Below are 21,315 nucleotides of genomic sequence, written 5' to 3'. Positions count from 1 at the left end.
TCAACGGTGATGGGCAAACGTGCTGAATTTTAATAACTTAAGTTATTTATTCAGTCTTGGTCACATCTCGTAAGCAGAGGAAACCCATGGTTTACTCCTATTCTGAAAAGAAGCGTATTCGCAAAGACTTTGGTAAGCGTCCAAAAGTTTTGGATATCCCTTATTTATTGTCTATCCAGCTAGACTCTTTTAAGAAGTTCACCGATCAAGATCCTACCGGTGAGCGCGGTTTAGAAGCCGCCTTCCGTAGCGTTTTTCCCATCAAGAGCTTTTCTGGTAACTCAGAACTGCAATACGTCAGCTATAAGCTTGGCGAGCCTGTTTTTGATGTGAAAGAGTGTCAGATCCGTGGTGTTACGTATTCAGCTCCACTACGCGTTAAATTACGCATGGTGTTGTATGACCGTGAAGCAGCGGCGGGCACAGTAAAAGATATTAAAGAACAAGAAGTCTACATGGGTGATATCCCATTGATGACGGATAACGGTACTTTTGTTATCAACGGTACTGAGCGTGTAATCGTATCTCAATTACACCGTTCTCCAGGCGTGTTCTTTGATCATGACCGTGGTAAAACCCACTCATCAGGTAAGGTGCTGTATAACGCACGTATTATTCCTTACCGTGGTTCATGGCTTGACTTTGAATTCGATCCTAAAGATGCACTATTTGTGCGTATTGACCGTCGCCGCAAACTGCCTGCGACCATCATGTTACGTGCATTAGAATATTCTACTCAAGAGATCCTCGATCTGTTCTTCGAACGCGTTGAGTTCAAGATCAAGAAAGATACTCTGGTCATGTCTTTGGTGCCTGAACGTCTGCGTGGCGAAACTGCCAGCTATGACATCAAGGATGCTGAAGGCTCTGTACTGGTTGAAGCGGGACGTCGTATTACTGCGCGTCACATTCGTCAGTTAGAAAAGACCAATACCACTGAGCTTGAAGTGCCAGTTGAATATATCGTGGGCAAATATGCTGCTCAAGATTATATCGATCCGGACACGGGTGAAGTTTTAGTCTCTGCCAACAGTGAAATTAGCTTAGAAGATCTGGCTAAACTATCATTGGCCGGTATTAAAGACATCAGCACGTTGTATATCAACGAGTTAGATCATGGTGCTTATATTTCAGATACGCTGCGTATCGATTCAACCACTAACCGCTTAGAAGCGCTGGTTGAGATCTATCGTATGATGCGTCCTGGCGAGCCACCAACCAAAGATGCTGCCGAAGCACTATTCCAGAACTTGTTCTTCAGTGAAGAGCGTTATGACCTGTCTAAAGTAGGTCGTATGAAGTTCAACCGTCGTCTCAGCATTCCTGATGACGAAGGTAGCGGTGTATTGTCTAAAGAAGACATCGTCGCGGTAATGAAGAACATCATTCATATCCGTAACGGTTTCGACGAAGTCGATGATATCGATCACTTGGGCAACCGTCGTATTCGTAGCGTCGGTGAAATGGCTGAAAACCAATTCCGCGTAGGTTTAGTCCGTGTTGAGCGCGCCGTGCGGGAACGTCTGTCTTTAGGCGATCTGAACGAGCTGATGCCACAAGACTTGATCAACGCTAAGCCAATTTCTGCTGCAGTGAAAGAGTTCTTCGGTTCTTCTCAGCTGTCACAATTCATGGACCAAAACAACCCGCTGTCAGAAGTAACGCATAAGCGTCGTATTTCTGCTCTTGGCCCTGGTGGTTTGACTCGTGAACGTGCAGGCTTCGAAGTCCGCGACGTACATCCAACGCATTATGGTCGTTTATGTCCAATTGAGACCCCTGAAGGTCCAAACATTGGTCTAATCAACTCATTAGCAAGTTTTGCCCGTACTAACTCTTACGGCTTCCTAGAAACGCCATACCGCAAGGTTATCGACGGCGTGATTACTGACGAAGTGGAATATTTGTCAGCAATCGAAGAAGGTCGTTATGTGATTGCACAGGCGAACATCGAAGTTGACGCTAGCGGTCGTATGGCAGAAGAGCAAATTGCTTGTCGTCATAAAGGTGAATCGACCTTTATGCGCGCTGCTGACATCCAGTATATGGACGTTTCGCCACAACAGATTATTTCTGTTGCTGCGTCGCTGATCCCGTTCTTAGAACACGACGATGCTAACCGTGCCTTGATGGGTGCGAACATGCAACGTCAAGCCGTACCCACACTGCGCTCTGAAAAGCCGCTAGTAGGTACTGGTATTGAGCGTACTTTGGCTGTTGACTCTGGTGTTGTGGTTGTTGCTAAACGTGGTGGTTTTGTAGACTACGTTGATGCGAGCCGCATCGTTGTTAAAGTAAATGAAGATGAGCTGCGTCCAGGCGAAGCCGGTATCGACATTTATAACCTGACTAAATACACCCGTTCTAACCAAAACACTTGTATCAACCAACGCCCTTGTTGTGCTGTTGGTGAGCCAGTCGTTCGTGGTGACGTGTTAGCAGACGGTCCGTCTACTGACTTAGGTGACTTAGCCCTTGGCCAGAACATGCGTATCGCATTCATGCCTTGGAACGGTTACAACTTCGAAGACTCGATCTTAATTTCTGAGCGCGTAGCGCAAGAAGACCGTTTCACCACTATCCACATTCAGGAGCTGTCTTGTATTGCTCGTGATACCAAACTGGGTAGCGAAGAAATCACGGCTGATATTCCAAACGTAGGTGAATCTGCTCTGTCGAAACTCGACGAGTCAGGTATCGTTTACATTGGTGCAGAAGTGAAGGGCGGCGATATTCTGGTTGGTAAAGTGACGCCAAAAGGCGAAACACAGCTAACGCCAGAAGAGAAGTTACTCCGTGCTATCTTCGGTGAGAAAGCGTCTGATGTTAAAGACAGTTCACTGCGTGTTCCTAACTCTGTTAAGGGCACTATCATCGACGTGCAGGTATTTACCCGTGACGGCGTTGAAAAAGACAAGCGTGCAGTTGAAATCGAAGAGATGCATATTGCCCAAGCTCGTAAAGACTTAGGCGAAGAGTTCAAGATCCTTGAAGAAGGTGTATTGAGCCGTGCACGTAACCTGTTAATTGGTGCTGGTTTCACTGAAGCGCAAATTGCTGCGTTGCCACGTAAAGATGTATTGGTTCAAGTCATTGACGATGAAGCAAAACAAACTGAACTTGAGCAATTAGCTGAACAGCATGAAGAGCTGAAAGCTGACTTCGATAAGAAGTTTGAAATCAAACGTCGCAAGATCACCCAAGGTGATGACTTGGCGCCAGGCGTACTCAAGATCGTTAAGGTTTACTTAGCGGTTAAGCGTACTATCCAACCTGGTGACAAGATGGCGGGTCGTCACGGTAACAAGGGTGTTATCTCTAAGATTTGCCCAATCGAAGACATGCCATATGACGAAAAAGGTAACCCAGTAGACATCGTATTGAACCCGCTAGGTGTTCCATCACGTATGAACATTGGTCAGGTACTTGAAGTCCATATGGGCGCCGCTGCCAAAGGTATTGGTAACAAGATCACTGCGATGCTTGAAGAACAGCGTGAGCTGGCTGAAGTTCGTGGTTACATCAAGCAAGTTTATGAATTAGGTGACGAAGTGCAGCAGCGCGTCGATATCGATTCATTCACTGATGATGAAGTATTACGTCTTGCGACTAACCTGAAAGGCGGTATCCCGATTGCAACTCCTGCATTCGACGGTGCTAAAGAGAAAGAGATCAAGCAGATGCTTGAACTTGCAGGTTTGCCAACCTCTGGTCAGTTGAAGTTGTTTGATGGTCGTACCGGTAACGAATTTGAGCGTCAAGTAACGGTAGGTTACATGTACATGCTCAAACTGAACCACTTAGTTGATGACAAGATGCACGCCCGTTCTACCGGTTCGTACAGCTTAGTGACTCAACAACCACTGGGCGGTAAAGCTCAGTTCGGTGGTCAGCGTTTCGGTGAGATGGAAGTGTGGGCACTAGAAGCATACGGTGCCGCTTATACGCTTCAAGAAATGCTCACTGTTAAATCGGATGACGTTAACGGTCGTACTCAGATGTATAAGAACATCGTCGACGGTAACCATCAGATGCAACCTGGCATGCCAGAGTCCTTCAACGTGTTACTGAAGGAGATCCGTTCACTCGGTATTAATATCGAGTTGGATCAGGCATAAGCGCAGGCCTTTAGCCGCGTTTGGCAAACAGAATGGTGCTCCGTGCAAGCGGAGCACCCGGTTTAACTCCTTCAGGAGAGAAACGTGAAAGACTTATTAAAGTTTCTGAAACAGCAAAGCAAGACTGAAGAATTTAACGGCATCAAAATTGGTCTGGCATCGCCTGATCTGATCCGTTCTTGGTCTTTTGGTGAAGTTAAGAAGCCAGAAACCATCAACTACCGTACCTTCAAGCCTGAGCGTGAAGGTCTGTTCTGTGCGCGTATCTTTGGCCCAGTCAAAGATTACGAATGTTTGTGCGGTAAGTACAAACGTTTGAAGCACCGTGGTGTTATTTGTGAAAAGTGTGGCGTTGAAGTAACCCAAACTAAAGTACGTCGTGAGCGTATGGGTCACATCGAACTGGCTAGCCCAGTTGCGCACATTTGGTTCTTAAAATCACTGCCGTCACGTATTGGCTTAATGCTGGATATGACGCTGCGTGATATCGAACGCGTACTGTATTTTGAATCATTTGTCGTGATCGAGCCTGGCATGACCAGCCTTGAACGTGGCCAAATGCTGACAGAAGAAACTTATCTGGATGCATTAGAAGAATACGGTGATGAGTTCGAAGCTAAAATGGGTGCCGAAGCAGTACTTGAACTGTTACGTGCTATCGATTTAGCGAAAGAAATCGAACAAATGCGTGAAGAATTGCCTTCAATCAATTCTGAGACTCGTCGCAAGAAAGTGACTAAACGTCTTAAGTTGATGGAAGCATTCTACACTTCAGGCAACAAGCCTGAGTGGATGATCTTAAAAGTACTGCCTGTGTTACCACCTGACTTACGTCCGTTGGTTCCGCTCGATGGCGGCCGCTTCGCGACTTCAGATCTTAACGACCTGTATCGCCGCGTGATCAACCGTAACAACCGTTTGAAGCGTCTGTTAGATTTAGCTGCGCCAGACATTATCGTACGCAACGAAAAGCGTATGTTACAAGAGTCTGTTGATGCGCTATTAGATAACGGTCGTCGTGGTCGTGCTATTACCGGTTCTAACAAGCGTCCTCTGAAATCTTTGGCTGATATGATCAAAGGTAAGCAAGGTCGTTTCCGTCAGAACTTGTTGGGTAAGCGCGTTGACTATTCTGGTCGTTCGGTCATTACCGTAGGTCCTACTCTACGTCTGCACCAATGTGGTCTTCCTAAGAAGATGGCACTGGAACTGTTCAAGCCATTCATCTATGGCAAGCTAGAAGGTCGTGGCTTAGCGACTACCATCAAAGCGGCTAAGAAGATGGTTGAGCGTGAAGTGGCAGAAGTATGGGACGTTCTGGATGAAGTGATCCGTGAACATCCAGTGATGCTCAACCGTGCACCAACACTGCACAGACTGGGTATCCAAGCGTTCGAACCAGTACTGATTGAAGGTAAAGCCATCCAGTTACACCCACTCGTTTGTGCGGCATACAACGCCGACTTCGACGGTGACCAAATGGCGGTACACGTACCGTTAACACTGGAAGCGCAGCTTGAAGCCCGTGCCCTGATGATGTCTACCAACAACATCCTGTCACCAGCCAACGGCGAGCCTGTTATCACCCCGTCTCAAGACGTGGTATTGGGTCTGTACTACACCAGCCGTGAGCGTATTAACGGCCGTGGTGAAGGTATGGCATTTATGTCTGTTGCTGAAGTTGAAAAAGCTTACGCAACTGGCGCTGCTGAACTGCATGCCCGCGTTAAAGTTCGTATCACTGAAACCATTATTGGTGACGATGGTGAGCGCACTGAACAACGCCGTATCGTTGATACGACTGTGGGTCGTGCTCTGCTGTCACTTATTCTGCCAGCAGGTTTGTCATTTGATCTGGTTAACCAGAACATGGGCAAAAAGCAGATCTCTAAACTGTTGAACACCTGTTATCGTCAACTGGGTCTGAAAGATACTGTTATCTTCGCTGACCAATTGATGTATACCGGTTTCCGTTTTGCAACCATCTCTGGTGCCTCTGTCGGTATCGATGACATGGTTATTCCAGACGAGAAATACACCTTAGTTGCTGATGCAGAAGCGGAAGTTCTTGAAATTCAAGAGCAGTTCCAATCTGGTCTAGTCACAGCCGGTGAGCGTTACAACAAAGTTATCGATATCTGGGCTAGTGCCAACGAAAAAGTTTCTAAAGCTATGATGGAAAACCTGTCAACTGAGACAGTGATTAACCGTGATGGTGTTGAAGAGAAACAAGCCTCGTTTAACAGCATCTATATGATGGCTGACTCAGGCGCTCGTGGTAGTGCCGCACAGATCCGTCAGTTGGCTGGTATGCGTGGTCTGATGGCTAAGCCAGACGGTTCAATCATCGAAACGCCAATTACCGCTAACTTCCGTGAAGGTCTAAACGTACTCCAGTACTTTATTTCTACTCACGGTGCGCGTAAAGGTCTAGCCGATACGGCATTGAAGACAGCGAACTCGGGTTACCTGACTCGTCGTCTTGTAGACGTTGCACAAGATTTAGTGGTTATCGAAGACGATTGTGGTACTCACGAAGGTCTAACCATGAAACCGCTGATTGAAGGTGGTGATGTGGTTGAGCCGTTACGTGAACGCGTACTGGGTCGTGTGGTTGCGATTGATGTGTTCTATCCCGGCACTGAAGACGTATTAGCACCACGTAACACGCTACTCGACGAAGCATGGTGTGACAAGTTAGAAGAGCATTCAATCGACGAAGTGATTGTACGTTCTGTTATTTCTTGTGATACCGATTTCGGGGTGTGTGCAGCTTGTTACGGTCGTGACTTGGCTCGTGGTCATATTATTAACCACGGTGAAGCCATCGGTGTTGTGGCAGCACAATCTATCGGTGAACCAGGTACACAGTTAACGATGCGTACGTTCCACATCGGTGGTGCGGCATCTCGAGCGTCTGCAGAAAACAATGTCCAAGTGAAAAACTCGGGTTCATTGAAACTGCATAATGCTAAGCATGTTACTAACAGTGACGGCAAACTGGTTATCGTTTCTCGTTCTTCTGAACTGGCCGTTATTGACGAGCTGGGTCGTGAGAAAGAGCGTTATAAAGTGCCATACGGTACTGTGCTCGAGAAACTAGAAGAAGCAGCTGTTGAAGCGGGCGATGTTATCGCTAACTGGGATCCACATACTCACCCAATCATTTCTGAAGTGGCGGGTAGTATCAAGTTCGTAGACATGATTGACGGTGTCACTATGACACGTCAAACAGACGAACTAACGGGTCTGTCATCAATCGTGATCCTTGACGTCGGTCAGCGTGGTACTGCGGGTAAAGAAATGCGCCCAATGATCCGTCTGCTTGGCGCTAATGGTGCTGACTTGATGATCCCAGGTACTGAAGTGCCAGCACAATACTTCTTACCAGGTAGTGCGATCGTTAACTTAGAAGATAACGCGCAAATCAACGTGGGTGACGCATTAGCTCGTATTCCTCAGGAATCGTCTAAAACTCGCGACATCACCGGTGGTCTGCCACGCGTTGCTGACTTGTTCGAAGCGCGTAAGCCAAAAGAGCCTGCTATTCTGGCGGAAATCTCTGGTACCATCTCGTTTGGTAAAGAGACCAAAGGTAAGCGTCGTTTGGTGATTACACCTGCTGATGGCGGCGATCATTATGAAGAGATGATCCCTAAGTGGCGTAACTTAAACGTGTTCGAAGGTGAAAAAGTCGAACGTGGTGAAGTTATCGCTGACGGTCCAGAAGCAGCGCACGACATTCTGCGTCTTCGTGGTATCCACAACGTAGCTAACTACATTGTGAACGAAGTACAGGACGTTTACCGTCTGCAAGGCGTGAAGATCAACGATAAGCATATCGAAGTGATCATCCGTCAGATGCTGCGTAAGTGTCTTATCACTTCTGCCGGTGACACTGACTTCCTCGAAGGGGAACAAGCTGAAGTGTCACGCGTGAAGATTGCTAACCGCGAACTGATCGCCCAAGGTAAAGTGCCTGCGACCTTTGAACGTGAGCTACTGGGTATTACTAAAGCATCTCTGGCAACAGAATCTTTTATCTCAGCAGCATCGTTCCAAGAAACCACGCGCGTACTGACCGAAGCCGCCGTAGGTGGTAAGAGCGATCAATTACGTGGTCTGAAAGAAAACGTTATCGTTGGCCGACTGATCCCAGCCGGTACTGGTTACGCTTATCACAAGACTCGTAATGAAGCGCGTGCGAAGAAAAACGAACCTGTAGTAGTGAACAAGATCACTGCAAGTGAAGCCGAACAGAACTTGGCCGATCTCTTAAACTTGGCTGGTAGCCAAGATTAAGTAATAAGTTTGTTATAAAAAGGCGCCTATGGCGCCTTTTTTCTTGTAATATGCCGCAAAAGTTGGCTATTTCTTGACAGTCAGGCATTACCTTTCTAAAATTCCGCGTCCCACCATTGTGGGATATAGATTTTTCACACCTTATCGTTGAGTTTGATTCAACTGACTCGGAGCTATACATGGCAACTGTAAACCAGTTGGTACGTAAGCCACGCGCGCCAAAAGTCGACAAGACTAACGTGCCTGCGTTGAATGCGTGCCCGCAAAAACGTGGTGTTTGTACACGTGTGTACACTACTACCCCTAAAAAACCTAACTCTGCACTACGTAAAGTAGCTCGTGTGCGTCTAACTAACGGTTTCGAAGTTACTTCGTACATCGGCGGTGAAGGCCACAACCTGCAGGAACATAGCGTGATCTTAATCCGTGGTGGTCGTGTTAAAGACTTACCAGGTGTGCGTTATCACACTATTCGTGGCGCATTAGACTGTGCAGGCGTGACTTCACGTCGCCAAAGCCGTTCTAAATACGGTGCTAAGCGTCCTAAGTCTTAACTTATCCGTTAAGTAAGGCCAAGCTAGTTTTATTTTGAGAATTCCAGTTTTGGAAATCCCTGAAGCATACGGAGAATTGTTATGCCAAGACGTCGCGTTGTAGGACAACGTAAAATCCTACCAGATCCAAAGTTTCACAGTGAGTTGCTGGCTAAGTTCATCAACGTCATTATGCAAGACGGCAAAAAGTCGACTGCAGAAAAAATTATTTACAAGGCACTAGATGTTGTCGCTGAAAAGAAAAGCGAAAACCATTTAGTTATCCTTGAAGCAGCCCTGGACAACGTTCGCCCATCAGTCGAAGTTAAATCTCGTCGCGTTGGTGGTTCTACGTACCAGGTACCATGTGAAGTTCGTCCTGTGCGTCGTAACGCACTGGCGATGCGCTGGTTAGTTGAAGCTGCTCGTAAGCGTGGTGAAAAATCTATGGCTTTACGTCTGGCAGGTGAAATGCTGGATGCGTCTGAAAACAAAGGTACTGCTGTTAAGAAGCGTGAAGACGTGCATCGCATGGCTGAAGCTAACAAAGCCTTTGCTCATTACCGTTGGTAATATGATGGTGTGGGCTTAGGCCCACACCATAGTTGTTGATATTGCCAAGGCTTAGGTCTTGGTGGAGAGGGTATAATCGTGGCTCGTACAACCCCAATTGAGCGTTATCGTAATATCGGTATTTGTGCTCATGTTGACGCAGGTAAAACCACCACAACAGAACGTGTTCTGTTCTATACCGGTTTGTCTCATAAAATCGGTGAGGTGCATGACGGCGCCGCTACCACAGACTGGATGGTTCAAGAGCAAGAGCGTGGTATCACTATCACCTCGGCTGCGGTAACCACATTCTGGCGTGGTATGGATGCTCAATTCACTGAACACCGCATCAATATCATCGATACCCCTGGTCACGTTGACTTTACTATTGAAGTTGAACGGTCTCTGCGCGTCCTCGACGGTGCTGTTGTCGTTTTCTGTGGTTCATCTGGTGTTGAACCTCAGTCAGAAACAGTGTGGCGTCAAGCTGATAAATACCGCGTTCCACGTTTGGTATTTATCAACAAGATGGACCGTGCAGGTGCAGACTTTGAACGTGTAGTGAAGCAAATTAGAACTCGTCTTGGAGCCACTTGTGTGCCTATTCAATTGAATATTGGTGCAGAAGAAAACTTCAAAGGCGTGATCGACTTAATCAAGATGAAAGCAATTAACTGGAATGAATCAGACCAGGGTATGACTTTCACTTATGAGGAGATCCCTGCAGAGTTAGCAGCTAAAGCGGCTGAAATGCATGAGTATCTGGTTGAAGTGGCAGCCGAATCTTCGGATGAACTGATGGATAAGTACCTTGAAGAAGGCACGCTATCAGAAGACGAAATTAAAAAGGCGCTACGTCAGCGTACTATAAATAATGAAATCGTTTTAGCGACTTGTGGTTCTGCATTTAAGAACAAAGGCGTTCAAGCGGTACTTGATGCGGTTATTGAATTCTTGCCAGCGCCAATTGATGTGCCTCCAATTAAGGGCATCGATGAGAACGACCAAGAAGTAGAGCGCCCATCAGATGACAATGCGCCTTTTGCTGCATTGGCATTTAAGATTGCTACAGATCCATTCGTAGGAACTTTGACCTTTATTCGCGTGTACTCAGGCGTACTCGAATCAGGTTCGGGCGTTTACAACTCTGTCAAACAGAAGCGTGAACGCGTAGGTCGCATGGTGCAAATGCACGCAAACGATCGCACTGAACTGAAAGAAGTCCGTGCTGGTGATATCGCAGCGGCGATTGGTCTAAAAGAAGTGACTACGGGTGATACGCTTTGTGATAACGATCATAGAGTGATCTTGGAACGTATGGAGTTCCCAGAGCCAGTAATTACCATTGCCGTTGAGCCTAAGTCAAAAGCCGATCAGGACAAAATGGGTATCGCGTTGCAAAAACTTGCAGCGGAAGATCCATCATTCCGAGTTGAAACTGACGAAGAATCATCACAAACTCTGATTTCGGGTATGGGTGAGTTACACTTAGACATCATCGTAGACCGTATGCGTCGCGAATTCGGTGTTGAATGTAACGTAGGTAAGCCACAAGTGGCCTACCGCGAAACTATCCGAGCTTCAGTAGAAGCTGAAGGTAAATTTGTACGCCAATCAGGTGGTCGTGGACAATTCGGTCACGTTTGGTTAAAACTAGAGCCTAATGAAGAAGGCGCTGGTTACGAATTTGTCAATGCTGTTGTGGGAGGTGTGATTCCTCGTGAATTCATTCCTGCGGTTGATAAAGGTATCCAAGAACAGATGAAGAATGGCGTTCTCGCTGGCTTCCCTGTGTTGGACGTGAAGGTCACTCTGTTCGATGGTTCATATCATGATGTGGACTCGAACGAGATGGCGTTCAAAATTGCAGGTTCTATGGGCTTCAAAAAGGGTGCGCTTGAAGCGAATCCGGCGTTGCTCGAACCTTGCATGAAAGTAGAAGTAACTACCCCTGAAAATTATATGGGTGACGTCGTTGGTGATTTGAACCGTCGTCGTGGCTTAATTGAAGGGATGGATGATGGCTTTGGTGGCATCAAAATAGTCCATGCTGTAGTGCCTCTTTCTGAAATGTTTGGTTATGCAACTGATTTGCGCTCTGCTACACAGGGTCGCGCTTCATACTCTATGGAGTTCTTGAAGTACTCTGATGCACCGCAAAACATTGCAAAAGCGATTATTGAATCTCGTAGCTAATATCCAGTTACGACATAAATGTTATTATGGTCCAGCACTGACTGGACTATTCTGAAAAGAAAGGAATATATCGTGGCAAAAGCTAAATTTGAACGTATTAAGCCTCACGTAAACGTGGGCACCATTGGTCACGTTGACCATGGTAAAACCACACTGACTGCAGCTATCTCTCACGTACTGGCTAAGACCTACGGTGGCGAAGCTAAAGACTTCTCTCAAATCGATAACGCTCCAGAAGAGCGTGAGCGCGGTATTACGATCAATACCTCTCACATCGAATATGACACGCCTTCACGTCACTACGCACACGTAGACTGCCCAGGCCACGCTGACTATGTTAAAAACATGATCACTGGTGCTGCACAGATGGACGGCGCGATTCTAGTAGTTGCCTCTACAGACGGTCCAATGCCACAGACTCGTGAGCACATCCTGCTTTCTCGTCAGGTTGGCGTACCTTTCATCATCGTGTTCATGAACAAATGTGACATGGTAGATGACGAAGAGTTACTGGAATTGGTCGAAATGGAAGTGCGTGAACTTCTGTCAGAATACGATTTCCCAGGTGATGATTTACCAGTAATCCAAGGTTCAGCTCTGAAGGCCCTAGAAGGTCAACCAGAGTGGGAAGCTAAGATCCTTGAATTAGCCGCAGCACTGGATTCTTACATTCCAGAACCACAACGTGACATCGATAAGCCGTTCCTACTGCCAATCGAAGACGTATTCTCAATTTCAGGCCGTGGTACAGTAGTTACTGGTCGTGTTGAGCGTGGTATTGTTAAAGTGGGTGACGAAGTTGAAATCGTTGGTGTTCGCACAACGACTAAAACAACGTGTACTGGTGTAGAAATGTTCCGTAAACTGCTTGACGAAGGTCGTGCAGGCGAGAACTGTGGTGTGTTATTACGTGGTACTAAGCGTGATGACGTAGAACGTGGTCAAGTATTGGCTAAACCAGGTTCAATCAACCCACACACGACTTTTGAATCAGAAGTTTATGTTCTGTCAAAAGAAGAAGGCGGACGTCACACTCCATTCTTCAAAGGCTACCGTCCACAGTTCTACTTCCGTACAACTGACGTAACCGGTACTATCGAACTGCCAGAAGGCGTAGAGATGGTAATGCCTGGCGACAATATCAAAATGGTAGTGACTCTGATTTGCCCAATCGCGATGGATGAAGGTTTACGCTTCGCAATCCGTGAAGGTGGTCGTACAGTTGGTGCTGGTGTAGTAGCTAAAATCATCGCTTAATTGCGATAGAAATTAGTTTGAAAAGGAAGCTTCGGCTTCCTTTTTTGTTTGAGGGCTGGTTTTATTCACAAATTTGTGTAAAATGCTCGCCACTCTGAAGTTAAATAGTTATTTGATGACTATTTACACAGCGGGCTTGATATCCGGATTTAGATAGGTATAATGGCCCCCTCGTCGACTTAGGTTGACGAATTAAATGATTAGTCGCTGAAGTTAATCATTATCATAGCGGCTCCGATTGGGAGTCGAACGGTTAAATCATCTCGCTCTGCTTTTCTATATTGAAGAAGCTAGAGGGTGATTTTTTATATGTCCATTTTAGGAGCTCTGGTCAATGCAGAACCAAAGAATCCGTATCCGCTTAAAGGGATTTGATCATCGCTTAATTGATCAGTCTACAGCGGAAATCGTTGAAACTGCTAAGCGTACAGGCGCGCAGGTTCGTGGTCCAATTCCACTACCTACTCGCAAAGAGCGTTATACCATTTTGATCTCTCCGCACGTTAATAAAGATGCTCGTGACCAGTACGAATTACGTACACACAAGCGCCTGGTTGACATCGTAGAGCCAACTGAAAAGACTGTTGACGCGTTAATGCGTTTAGATCTTGCGGCTGGTGTCGACGTACAGATTAGCTTGGGTTAATTGAGATCCTAGTAAGAAGAGGTTTGAGAGATGGCTATCGGTCTTATTGGTCGTAAAGTTGGTATGACTCGCATCTTCACTGAAGATGGTGTTTCAATACCAGTTACTGTAATTGAAGTTGCAGGCAACCGTGTTACTCAAGTGAAAACTTTAGAAACTGACGGCTACCGTGCACTTCAAGTTACAACTGGCACCAAAAAAGCCAATCGCATCACTAAACCAGAAGCAGGTCACTTTGCCAAGAGCGGCGTTGAAGCCGGTCGTGGTTTGTGGGAAATGCGTTTGGTAGACGGTGAAGGCGAGGGCATTGAAGTTGGTGCTGAGCTAAATGTTGATATTTTCGCAGACGTAGCGAAAGTTGATGTTACTGGTCAATCAAAAGGTAAAGGCTTCCAAGGCGGCGTTAAGCGTTGGAACTTCCGTACTCAAGATATGACTCACGGTAACTCTTTGTCGCACCGCTCGAATGGTTCTATCGGTCAGAACCAAACGCCTGGTCGCGTATTCAAAGGCAAAAAAATGTCAGGCCATATGGGTGCCGAGCGTGTTACTACTCAAAATCTAGTTGTTGTTCGTGTAGATGTTGAGCGTAACCTGCTACTAGTCCGTGGCGCTGTTCCTGGCGCTACCAATGGCGACTTGATTATCAAGCCTGCCGTTAAAGCTTAAGGTCTGAGGAGATAGTAATGGAATTGGTATTGAAAGACGCGCAAAGCGCTCTTGAAGTTTCCGAAACTACCTTCGGCCGTGACTTTAACGAGGCACTGGTTCATCAGGTAGTTGTAGCATACGCTGCAAACGCGCGTCAGGGCACTCGTGCTCAAAAGACTCGTGCGGAAGTAACTGGCTCAGGCAAAAAGCCTTGGCGCCAAAAAGGAACTGGCCGTGCTCGTGCTGGTTCTGTTAAAGGCCCAATCTGGCGTGGCGGTGGCGTAACATTCGCTGCTAAAACCCAAGATCACAGCCAAAAAGTTAACAAAAAGATGTACCGCGGCGCGCTGAGAAGCATTCTGTCTGAATTGGTACGTCAAGAGCGTTTGGTTATTGTTGAATCTTTCGGTGTTGAAGCTCCTAAAACTAAAGAGCTGAAAGCTAAATTGAAAGCAATGAACCTTGAAGACGTTCTGATTGTGACTGCAGAAGTTGATGAGAACTTATTCTTAGCAGCTCGTAACCTGTACAAGGTTGACGTTCGTGATGTAGCGGGTCTAGACCCAGTGAGTCTGATCGCCTTCAACACTGTGCTTGTGACTGCTGACGCAGTGAAGCAAATCGAGGAGATGCTAGCATGATGATCCGCGAAGAACGTTTGCTAAAAGTTATTCTCGCTCCACATATCTCTGAAAAGAGCACTGTGAACGCTGAGAAGCACAACACTGTTGTTTTCCGCGTAGCTATCGATGCAACTAAAGCTGAAATTAAAGCTGCTGTTGCCAAGCTATTTGAAGTTGAAGTTGATTCAGTTCGCACTTTAGTGAGCAAAGGCAAAACTAAACGCACTGGTGGCCGTACTGGTCGTCGTAGCGATTGGAAAAAAGCCTATGTGACTCTAGCTGCTGGTGCTGACATCGATTTCGTCGGCGGCGCTGAGTAAGCAAAGGAGAATTATCATGGCAGTTATTAAGTGTAAGCCAACCTCTCCAGGTCGTCGCCACGTAGTTAAAGTGGTGAACACTGACCTGCACAAGGGTAAACCTTTTGCTGGCTTGTTGGCGAAAAAATCTAAAAGTGGTGGCCGTAACAATACTGGCCGTATCACTGTCCGTCACGTAGGTGGTGGTCATAAGCAGCATTATCGTCTAATCGACTTCAAACGCGATAAAGATGGTATCCCTGCAAAGATTGAGCGTCTGGAATACGATCCAAACCGTACTGCTAACATCGCGTTAGTATTGTATGCGGATGGTGAGCGTCGTTATATTCTTGCTGCCAAAGGCATGCAAGCTGGCGATAAGATCCAGTCTGGTGTTGCTGCCGAGATCAAAACCGGTAACGCTATGCCACTGCGCAACATCCCAGTAGGTTCTGTAGTTCACGCAGTTGAAATGAAGCCTGGTAAAGGTGCTCAGATCGCTCGTTCTGCAGGTGCTTATGTACAAGTTGTTGCTCGTGATGGCGCATATGCCACTCTACGTCTTCGCTCTGGCGAAATGCGTAAAGTGCCAGTTGATTGCCGCGCGACATTTGGTGAAGTTGGTAATGCCGAACACATGCTACGCCAGTTAGGTAAAGCAGGTGCTAAGCGCTGGAGAGGCATACGTCCTACAGTGCGTGGTGTTGCAATGAACCCAGTAGACCATCCACACGGTGGTGGTGAAGGCCGTACTTCTGGTGGTCGTCACCCAGTGACTCCATGGGGTGTGCCAACTAAGGGTTATAAAACTCGTAGTAACAAGCGCACTGACAAGTACATCGTACGTCGTCGTAATAAATAGTAAGAGGATTCGCCATGCCACGTTCTCTCAAGAAAGGTCCCTTCATTGACCTGCACTTGCTGAAGAAGGTAGAGAAAGCGATGGAAGCCGGTGACAAAAAGCCTATTAAGACTTGGTCACGTCGCTCTATGATCATTCCAAATATGATTGGTTTGACCATCGCTGTCCATAATGGTCGTCAGCACGTTCCTGTGTTCGTAACTGACGAAATGATCGGCCACAAACTTGGTGAATTTTCACCAACTCGCACTTATCGCGGCCATGCTGCAGATAAGAAAGCGAAGAAGCGTTAATACGGGAGGAATAAGATGGAAGTTTTAGCTAAACATCGTTTTGCCCGTACGTCTGCGCAGAAGGCCCGTCTGGTTGCTGATCAAATTCGTGGATTGCCTGTTGCTAAGGCCCTCGAAATTTTGACTTTCAGCCCCAAGAAAGCCGCCGTACTGGTTAAAAAAGTACTTGACTCAGCTATCGCAAACGCCGAACACAACGAAGGCGCGGATATTGATGAGCTTAAAGTCGGAGCCGTCTTCGTAGATGAAGGCCCAACTATGAAGCGTATCATGCCACGTGCTAAAGGCCGCGCTGATCGTATCATGAAGCGTACCAGCCACATTACTGTGGTTGTATCAGATCGCTAGGAGAGAGCAATGGGACAGAAAGTACATCCTAATGGTATCCGTCTGGGTATCACCAAGCCTTGGATCTCTACCTGGTACGCAGATAAATCAGATTACGCAAGTAACCTGAACAGCGACTGGGAAGTGCGTAAGTTTCTTGTAGAGAAATTACAAGCTGCTTCAGTATCTAAGATTGTTATCGAGCGTCCAGCGAAAAGCATCCGCGTTACCATTCACACTGCCCGTCCAGGTGTTGTGATCGGTAAGAAAGGTGAAGACGTTGAAGTATTGCGTGCTGCAGTGTCAAAACTTGCTGGCACTCCTGCTCAAATTAACATCGCTGAGATCCGTAAACCTGAGCTAGATGCCAAGTTAGTTGCTGACTCAATTGCACAGCAATTAGAGCGTCGCGTAATGTTCCGTCGTGCTATGAAGCGCGCAGTTCAAAACGCAATGCGTATTGGTGCTCAAGGTATCAAAGTACAAGTTAGTGGCCGTTTAGGCGGAGCTGAGATTGCGCGCGATGAGTGGTATCGTGAAGGTCGTGTACCTTTACATACTTTGCGTGCTGATATCGACTATTCTACATCTGAAAGTCACACCCAATACGGTGTGATTGGCGTTAAAGTTTGGATCTTCAAAGGTGAAGTTCTAGACGGAATGCTGCCACAGATTGAAGAGCCGAAGCAGCAGCAACCTAAGCGCAAGCCTCGTGGTAAATAGGAGAGCCGGCAATGCTGCAACCTAAACGTATGAAGTTTCGCAAGATGTTCAAAGGCCGCAACCGCGGTCTAGCGAACGGTACCGAAGTTAGCTTTGGTACTTTTGGTCTGAAAGCAGTCGGCCGTGGCCGTTTAACTGCACGTCAGATCGAATCTGCACGTCGTGCCATGACACGTCACATTAAGCGTCAGGGACAAATTTGGATTCGAGTTTTCCCGGACAAGCCGATTACCTCTAAGCCTCTTGAAGTGCGTATGGGTAAAGGTAAAGGTAACGTTGAATACTGGGTATGTCAGATTCAACCTGGTAAGGTTCTTTATGAGATGAATGGTGTTTCTGAAGTGATCGCTCGTGAAGCGTTTGCTTTGGCTGCTGCCAAGCTTCCAATTAAGACTACCTTCGTAACTAAGACGGTGATGTAATGAAAGCGAGCGAACTGAGAGAAAAGAGCGTTGAAGAACTGAACGCTGAACTACTTGGTCTGCTGCGTGAGCAGTTCAACCTGCGTATGCAACACGCCACTGGTCAGTTGACTCAGACTAATCAACTGAAATTGGTGCGCCGTAACATTGCGCGCGTTAAGACCATTATTACTTCTAAGGCGGGTGCATAATGTCTGATAAAATCCGTACTTTGCAGGGTCGTGTAACTAGCAACAAAATGGACAAGTCCATTACTGTTGCTATCGAACGCCAAGTGAAACACCCAATTTATGGGAAATACATTAAGCGTACGACAAAGATCCATGCACATGACGAAACGAATCAGTGCAATGAAGGCGATTTAGTAGCGATTCGCGAATGTCGTCCTTTGTCTAAGACTAAGTCTTGGACCCTGGTTGAAGTAGTATCAAAGGCCTAAGCTAATTAGGTATTTAGGTAAACGGCTCCAGAATGTGGGGCCGTTTGTTTTTTAATACTATACATTCCACTTTTATGGTGTTATATTTGCGCGCCATTTTTGACTAAATTAATAGCAAAAATGAGTGTTTTTATTGTCCCATAGTGGGAATTGTGTAGTAACGATAGCGGAGCACTTAAAATGATCCAAATGCAATCGACTCTTGACGTTGCTTGTAACAGCGGCGCACGCAGAGTTCAGTGTATTAAGGTCTTGGGTGGCTCTCATCGTCGTTATGCCGGTATCGGCGACATCATCAAAGTTTCTGTTAAAGAAGCGATTCCTCGCGCTAAAGCGAAGAAAGGCGATGTGTATAACGCGGTGGTAGTCCGTACTAAGAAAGGCGTACGTCGTCCAGACGGTTCTGTCATTCGCTTCGATCGGAATGCAGCTGTTCTTTTGAACAACAACCTGCAGCCGATTGGTACTCGTATCTTTGGACCAGTGACACGTGAATTGCGTAATGAGCAATTTATGAAAATTGTCTCGCTGGCACCAGAAGTACTGTAAGGAGCTTCAAAATGGCAGCTAAAATACGTCGTGAAGACGAAGTGATTGTATTAGCAGGTAAAGACAAGGGTAAACGTGCAAAAGTTTCTCAAGTCCTTCCTACTGGTAAATTGATTGTTGAAGGCATCAATCTTGTCAAAAAACACCAAAAGCCAAACCCACAATTGGGCGTAGCTGGCGGTATTGTTGAGAAAGAAGCACCGATACAAGCATCAAATGTAGCGATTTTCAACTCTGCCACTGGCAAAGCTGATCGCGTTGGTTTCCGCTTTGAAGACGGCAAAAAAGTTCGTTTCTTCAAATCGAACAGTGAACTCGTTAAGTAATTGGAGTAAACGATGGCGAAACTGCATGATAAATACCAAGAGACTGTTGTCGCTGAACTTGCTAAAAAGTTCGGTTATACCAGTGTCATGCAAGTCCCTCGGATTGAGAAAATCACCCTGAATATGGGTGTTGGCGAAGCTGTTGCAGACAAGAAAATCATGGACCATGCTGTCCGTGATATGACTGCAATCGCTGGTCAAAAGCCAGTTGTGACTGTAGCTCGTAAGTCAGTTGCTGGTTTTAAAATCCGTGAAGGCTACCCTATTGGCTGTAAAGTGACCCTACGCGGTGAGCGTATGTGGGAATTCTTAGAGCGTTTAGTCGATATCGCAATCCCACGTATTCGTGACTTCCGTGGCTTAAGCGCTAAAGCGTTTGACGGCCGTGGTAACTACGCAATGGGCGTGCGTGAGCAGATCATCTTCCCAGAAATCGATTACGATAAAATCGATAAGATTCGTGGTATGGATATTGTTATCACTACTACTGCGAAGAATGATGAAGAAGGTCGTGCTTTGTTAGACGCTTTTAACTTCCCATTCAAGAAATAAGGGTAGCGTAATGGCAAAAACATCAATGAAAGCACGTGAAGCTAAACGTGCACAGCTCGTGGCCAAGTACGCTGAAAAGCGTGCGGCTCTTAAGACTATCATTGCAAGTCCAGCTTCTTCTGACGAAGATCGTTGGGATGCGGTTCTTAAGCTGCAAGCTCTACCACGTGATTCCAGCGCTGCGCGTCAACGCAATCGTTGTAATCAAACTGGTCGCCCTCATGGCTTCTTACGTAAATTCGGCTTAAGCCGTATCAAATTACGTGAAGCAACCATGCGTGGTGAAGTTCCTGGCCTGCGTAAGGCCAGCTGGTAAGCACTTGTCACGGAGTAAGCTAATATGAGCATGCAAGATCCTATTGCGGATATGTTAACCCGTATTCGTAACGGCCAAGCTGCTAACCACGTATCAGTGAAGATGCCTTCAGCTAAGTTGAAAGTCGCAATTGCGAAACTACTTAAAGATGAAGGTTATATTGCTGATTACGCCGTAGCAGATGAAGCCAAGCCTGAACTGGAAGTTACTTTAAAGTATTTCCAAGGCCAACCAGTCGTTGAGACTATCCAGCGTGTAAGTCGCCCTGGTCTTCGTATTTACAAAGGTAAAAACGAACTTCCAAAGGTGATGGGCGGTCTGGGTGTCGCAATTGTGTCCACTTCTAAAGGCTTGATGACTGATCGTGCCGCCCGCCTTGCAGGCATGGGTGGCGAGGTTATCTGCTACGTAGCTTAAGGAGCTAGGAATGTCTCGTGTAGCAAAAGCACCAGTATCTATTCCAGCTGGCGTAGAGGTGACCTTGAACGAACAGACCCTTACCGTCAAAGGCGGAAAAGGTAGTCTGACTCGAGTGATCAACAATGCGGTCAATGTTGTTATTGAAGCCGGCGTAGTTAAGTTCCTCCCTGTTGAAGGCGTTGTTAACGCTTGGGCACAGGCTGGTACAACTCGTGCATTAGTAAACAACATGGTTGTTGGTGTATCTCAAGGTTTTGAGCGTAAGTTAAAGTTAGTTGGTGTTGGTTACCGTGCGAAACTCGTCGGTGCTGATATCGACCTTACTTTAGGTTTCTCTCATCCGTTAGTACACAAACTGCCCGCAGGCGTTACTGCAGAGTGCCCTAGCCAAACTGACATCGTCCTACGTGGCGTTGATAAACAGTTAATTGGCCAAGTCGCTGCTGAGATTCGCGGATACCGTCCACCAGAGCCATACAAAGGCAAAGGTGTTCGCTATGACGACGAAGTAGTACGCCGTAAAGAGGCTAAGAAGAAGTAGGTAACGCGATATGGATAAGAAAACATCTCGCTTACGTCGCGCTACTCGCGCTCGTAAGAAGATCCAAGAGCTGGGCGTGAACCGTCTGGTTGTACATCGTACACCGCGTCACATTTATGCTCAGGTGATCAATCCTGAAGCTCAGGTGTTGGCAGCTGCTTCAACCGTAGAAAAAGCGGTTAAAGAGCTACTGAAGAGTACCGGTAACGTAGACGCAGCGAAAGCAGTAGGTAAATTTGTTGCTGAGCGCGCGATCGAAAAAGGCGTAACTTCAGTTGCGTTCGATCGTTCTGGTTTCAAGTATCACGGTCGTGTAGCTGCTTTAGCAGATGCAGCTCGTGAAGCTGGCCTGAAGTTCTAAGGGGTTA

The 21,315-nt window shown here is 46.7% G+C and carries 24 protein-coding genes; all 24 read left to right on the top strand.

The annotated features are described in order from the left end of the window. The first annotated feature begins 86 nt into the window (after positions 1-86). The 24 genes from rpoB to rplR all read left to right on the top strand — a co-directional run bounded on the left by rpoB (position 87) and on the right by rplR (position 21,308). Entirely contained in the window at positions 87-4,118 is a 4,032-nt protein-coding gene (gene rpoB, locus HGO26_RS21650; RefSeq protein ID WP_168827727.1) for a DNA-directed RNA polymerase subunit beta, read from the top strand. An 84-nt stretch (positions 4,119-4,202) separates the two neighbouring features. Beyond that, a complete protein-coding gene (gene rpoC, locus HGO26_RS21645; RefSeq protein WP_105251033.1) occupies positions 4,203-8,420 on the top strand; it encodes a DNA-directed RNA polymerase subunit beta' in 4,218 nt (1,405 codons plus the stop codon). A 179-nt stretch (positions 8,421-8,599) separates the two neighbouring features. After that, the gene (rpsL, locus tag HGO26_RS21640; protein WP_006083605.1) at positions 8,600-8,974 is read left to right on the top strand and encodes a 30S ribosomal protein S12; all 375 of its coding nucleotides are present in this window, start codon (positions 8,600-8,602) and stop codon (positions 8,972-8,974) included. Between the two features lie 81 nt (positions 8,975-9,055). Continuing rightward, complete coding sequence (rpsG, locus tag HGO26_RS21635) at positions 9,056-9,526, top strand: 30S ribosomal protein S7 (protein ID WP_011787570.1); 471 nt, start codon at positions 9,056-9,058, stop codon at positions 9,524-9,526. A gap of 78 nt (positions 9,527-9,604) precedes the next feature. Then, positions 9,605-11,701: an elongation factor G gene (gene fusA, locus HGO26_RS21630; protein WP_006083603.1), complete on the top strand. Its 2,097-nt coding sequence runs from the start codon at positions 9,605-9,607 to the stop codon at positions 11,699-11,701. 72 nt (positions 11,702-11,773) lie between these two features. Beyond that, positions 11,774-12,958 (top strand): elongation factor Tu, encoded by a 1,185-nt coding sequence (gene tuf, locus HGO26_RS21625; RefSeq protein ID WP_105251028.1) that lies wholly within the window; start codon positions 11,774-11,776, stop codon positions 12,956-12,958. A gap of 334 nt (positions 12,959-13,292) precedes the next feature. Further along, complete coding sequence (rpsJ, locus tag HGO26_RS21620; RefSeq protein ID WP_006083601.1) at positions 13,293-13,604, top strand: 30S ribosomal protein S10; 312 nt, start codon at positions 13,293-13,295, stop codon at positions 13,602-13,604. A gap of 30 nt (positions 13,605-13,634) precedes the next feature. Next, positions 13,635-14,273: a 50S ribosomal protein L3 gene (gene rplC / locus HGO26_RS21615; protein ID WP_006083600.1), complete on the top strand. Its 639-nt coding sequence runs from the start codon at positions 13,635-13,637 to the stop codon at positions 14,271-14,273. 17 nt (positions 14,274-14,290) lie between these two features. Beyond that, a complete protein-coding gene (gene rplD, locus HGO26_RS21610; RefSeq protein WP_113941598.1) occupies positions 14,291-14,896 on the top strand; it encodes a 50S ribosomal protein L4 in 606 nt (201 codons plus the stop codon). Further along, complete coding sequence (gene rplW / locus HGO26_RS21605; protein ID WP_025008843.1) at positions 14,896-15,198, top strand: 50S ribosomal protein L23; 303 nt, start codon at positions 14,896-14,898, stop codon at positions 15,196-15,198. The genes rplD and rplW overlap by 1 nt, the downstream gene beginning before the upstream one ends. Before the next feature lie 16 nt (positions 15,199-15,214). Further along, entirely contained in the window at positions 15,215-16,039 is an 825-nt protein-coding gene (gene rplB, locus HGO26_RS21600; RefSeq protein WP_006083597.1) for a 50S ribosomal protein L2, read from the top strand. Between the two features lie 14 nt (positions 16,040-16,053). After that, positions 16,054-16,332, top strand: coding sequence for a 30S ribosomal protein S19 (gene rpsS / locus HGO26_RS21595; RefSeq protein WP_006083596.1), 279 nt, complete (start codon positions 16,054-16,056; stop codon positions 16,330-16,332). 15 nt (positions 16,333-16,347) lie between these two features. Further along, complete coding sequence (gene rplV, locus HGO26_RS21590) at positions 16,348-16,680, top strand: 50S ribosomal protein L22 (protein WP_006083595.1); 333 nt, start codon at positions 16,348-16,350, stop codon at positions 16,678-16,680. A 9-nt stretch (positions 16,681-16,689) separates the two neighbouring features. Continuing rightward, positions 16,690-17,382 carry a 30S ribosomal protein S3 gene (gene rpsC, locus HGO26_RS21585; RefSeq protein WP_006083594.1) on the top strand — a complete coding sequence of 231 codons (693 nt, stop codon included), beginning with the start codon at positions 16,690-16,692 and terminating at the stop codon, positions 17,380-17,382. An 11-nt stretch (positions 17,383-17,393) separates the two neighbouring features. Then, entirely contained in the window at positions 17,394-17,804 is a 411-nt protein-coding gene (rplP, locus tag HGO26_RS21580; RefSeq protein ID WP_006083593.1) for a 50S ribosomal protein L16, read from the top strand. After that, complete coding sequence (gene rpmC, locus HGO26_RS21575; protein ID WP_006083592.1) at positions 17,804-17,995, top strand: 50S ribosomal protein L29; 192 nt, start codon at positions 17,804-17,806, stop codon at positions 17,993-17,995. The genes rplP and rpmC overlap by 1 nt, the downstream gene beginning before the upstream one ends. After that, positions 17,995-18,243, top strand: coding sequence for a 30S ribosomal protein S17 (gene rpsQ / locus HGO26_RS21570; protein WP_006083591.1), 249 nt, complete (start codon positions 17,995-17,997; stop codon positions 18,241-18,243). Before rpmC ends, rpsQ begins: the two co-directional genes overlap by 1 nt. A gap of 180 nt (positions 18,244-18,423) precedes the next feature. Continuing rightward, positions 18,424-18,792 (top strand): 50S ribosomal protein L14, encoded by a 369-nt coding sequence (rplN, locus tag HGO26_RS21565; protein ID WP_006083590.1) that lies wholly within the window; start codon positions 18,424-18,426, stop codon positions 18,790-18,792. Positions 18,793-18,803: 11 nt separating this feature from the next. Beyond that, the gene (rplX, locus tag HGO26_RS21560) at positions 18,804-19,118 is read left to right on the top strand and encodes a 50S ribosomal protein L24 (protein WP_006083589.1); all 315 of its coding nucleotides are present in this window, start codon (positions 18,804-18,806) and stop codon (positions 19,116-19,118) included. A gap of 12 nt (positions 19,119-19,130) precedes the next feature. Beyond that, positions 19,131-19,670, top strand: a complete 540-nt coding sequence (gene rplE, locus HGO26_RS21555) for a 50S ribosomal protein L5 (protein ID WP_006083588.1) — start codon at positions 19,131-19,133, stop codon at positions 19,668-19,670. Between the two features lie 10 nt (positions 19,671-19,680). Beyond that, the gene (rpsN, locus tag HGO26_RS21550) at positions 19,681-19,986 is read left to right on the top strand and encodes a 30S ribosomal protein S14 (RefSeq protein WP_006083587.1); all 306 of its coding nucleotides are present in this window, start codon (positions 19,681-19,683) and stop codon (positions 19,984-19,986) included. A gap of 24 nt (positions 19,987-20,010) precedes the next feature. Continuing rightward, on the top strand, positions 20,011-20,403 hold the full coding sequence (gene rpsH / locus HGO26_RS21545) for a 30S ribosomal protein S8 (RefSeq protein ID WP_006083586.1): 393 nt from the start codon (positions 20,011-20,013) through the stop codon (positions 20,401-20,403). Between the two features lie 10 nt (positions 20,404-20,413). Next, positions 20,414-20,947 (top strand): 50S ribosomal protein L6, encoded by a 534-nt coding sequence (gene rplF, locus HGO26_RS21540; protein ID WP_105251036.1) that lies wholly within the window; start codon positions 20,414-20,416, stop codon positions 20,945-20,947. 10 nt (positions 20,948-20,957) lie between these two features. After that, the gene (rplR, locus tag HGO26_RS21535; RefSeq protein ID WP_006083584.1) at positions 20,958-21,308 is read left to right on the top strand and encodes a 50S ribosomal protein L18; all 351 of its coding nucleotides are present in this window, start codon (positions 20,958-20,960) and stop codon (positions 21,306-21,308) included. Positions 21,309-21,315: the final 7 nt, after the last annotated feature.

This window comes from Shewanella oncorhynchi (genome assembly GCF_012584455.1).
Classification (GTDB): Bacteria; Pseudomonadota; Gammaproteobacteria; order Enterobacterales; family Shewanellaceae; genus Shewanella; species Shewanella oncorhynchi.
The sequence above is the reverse complement of the archived record's forward strand: the minus strand, read 5'-3'. Positions and strand labels throughout refer to the sequence as shown.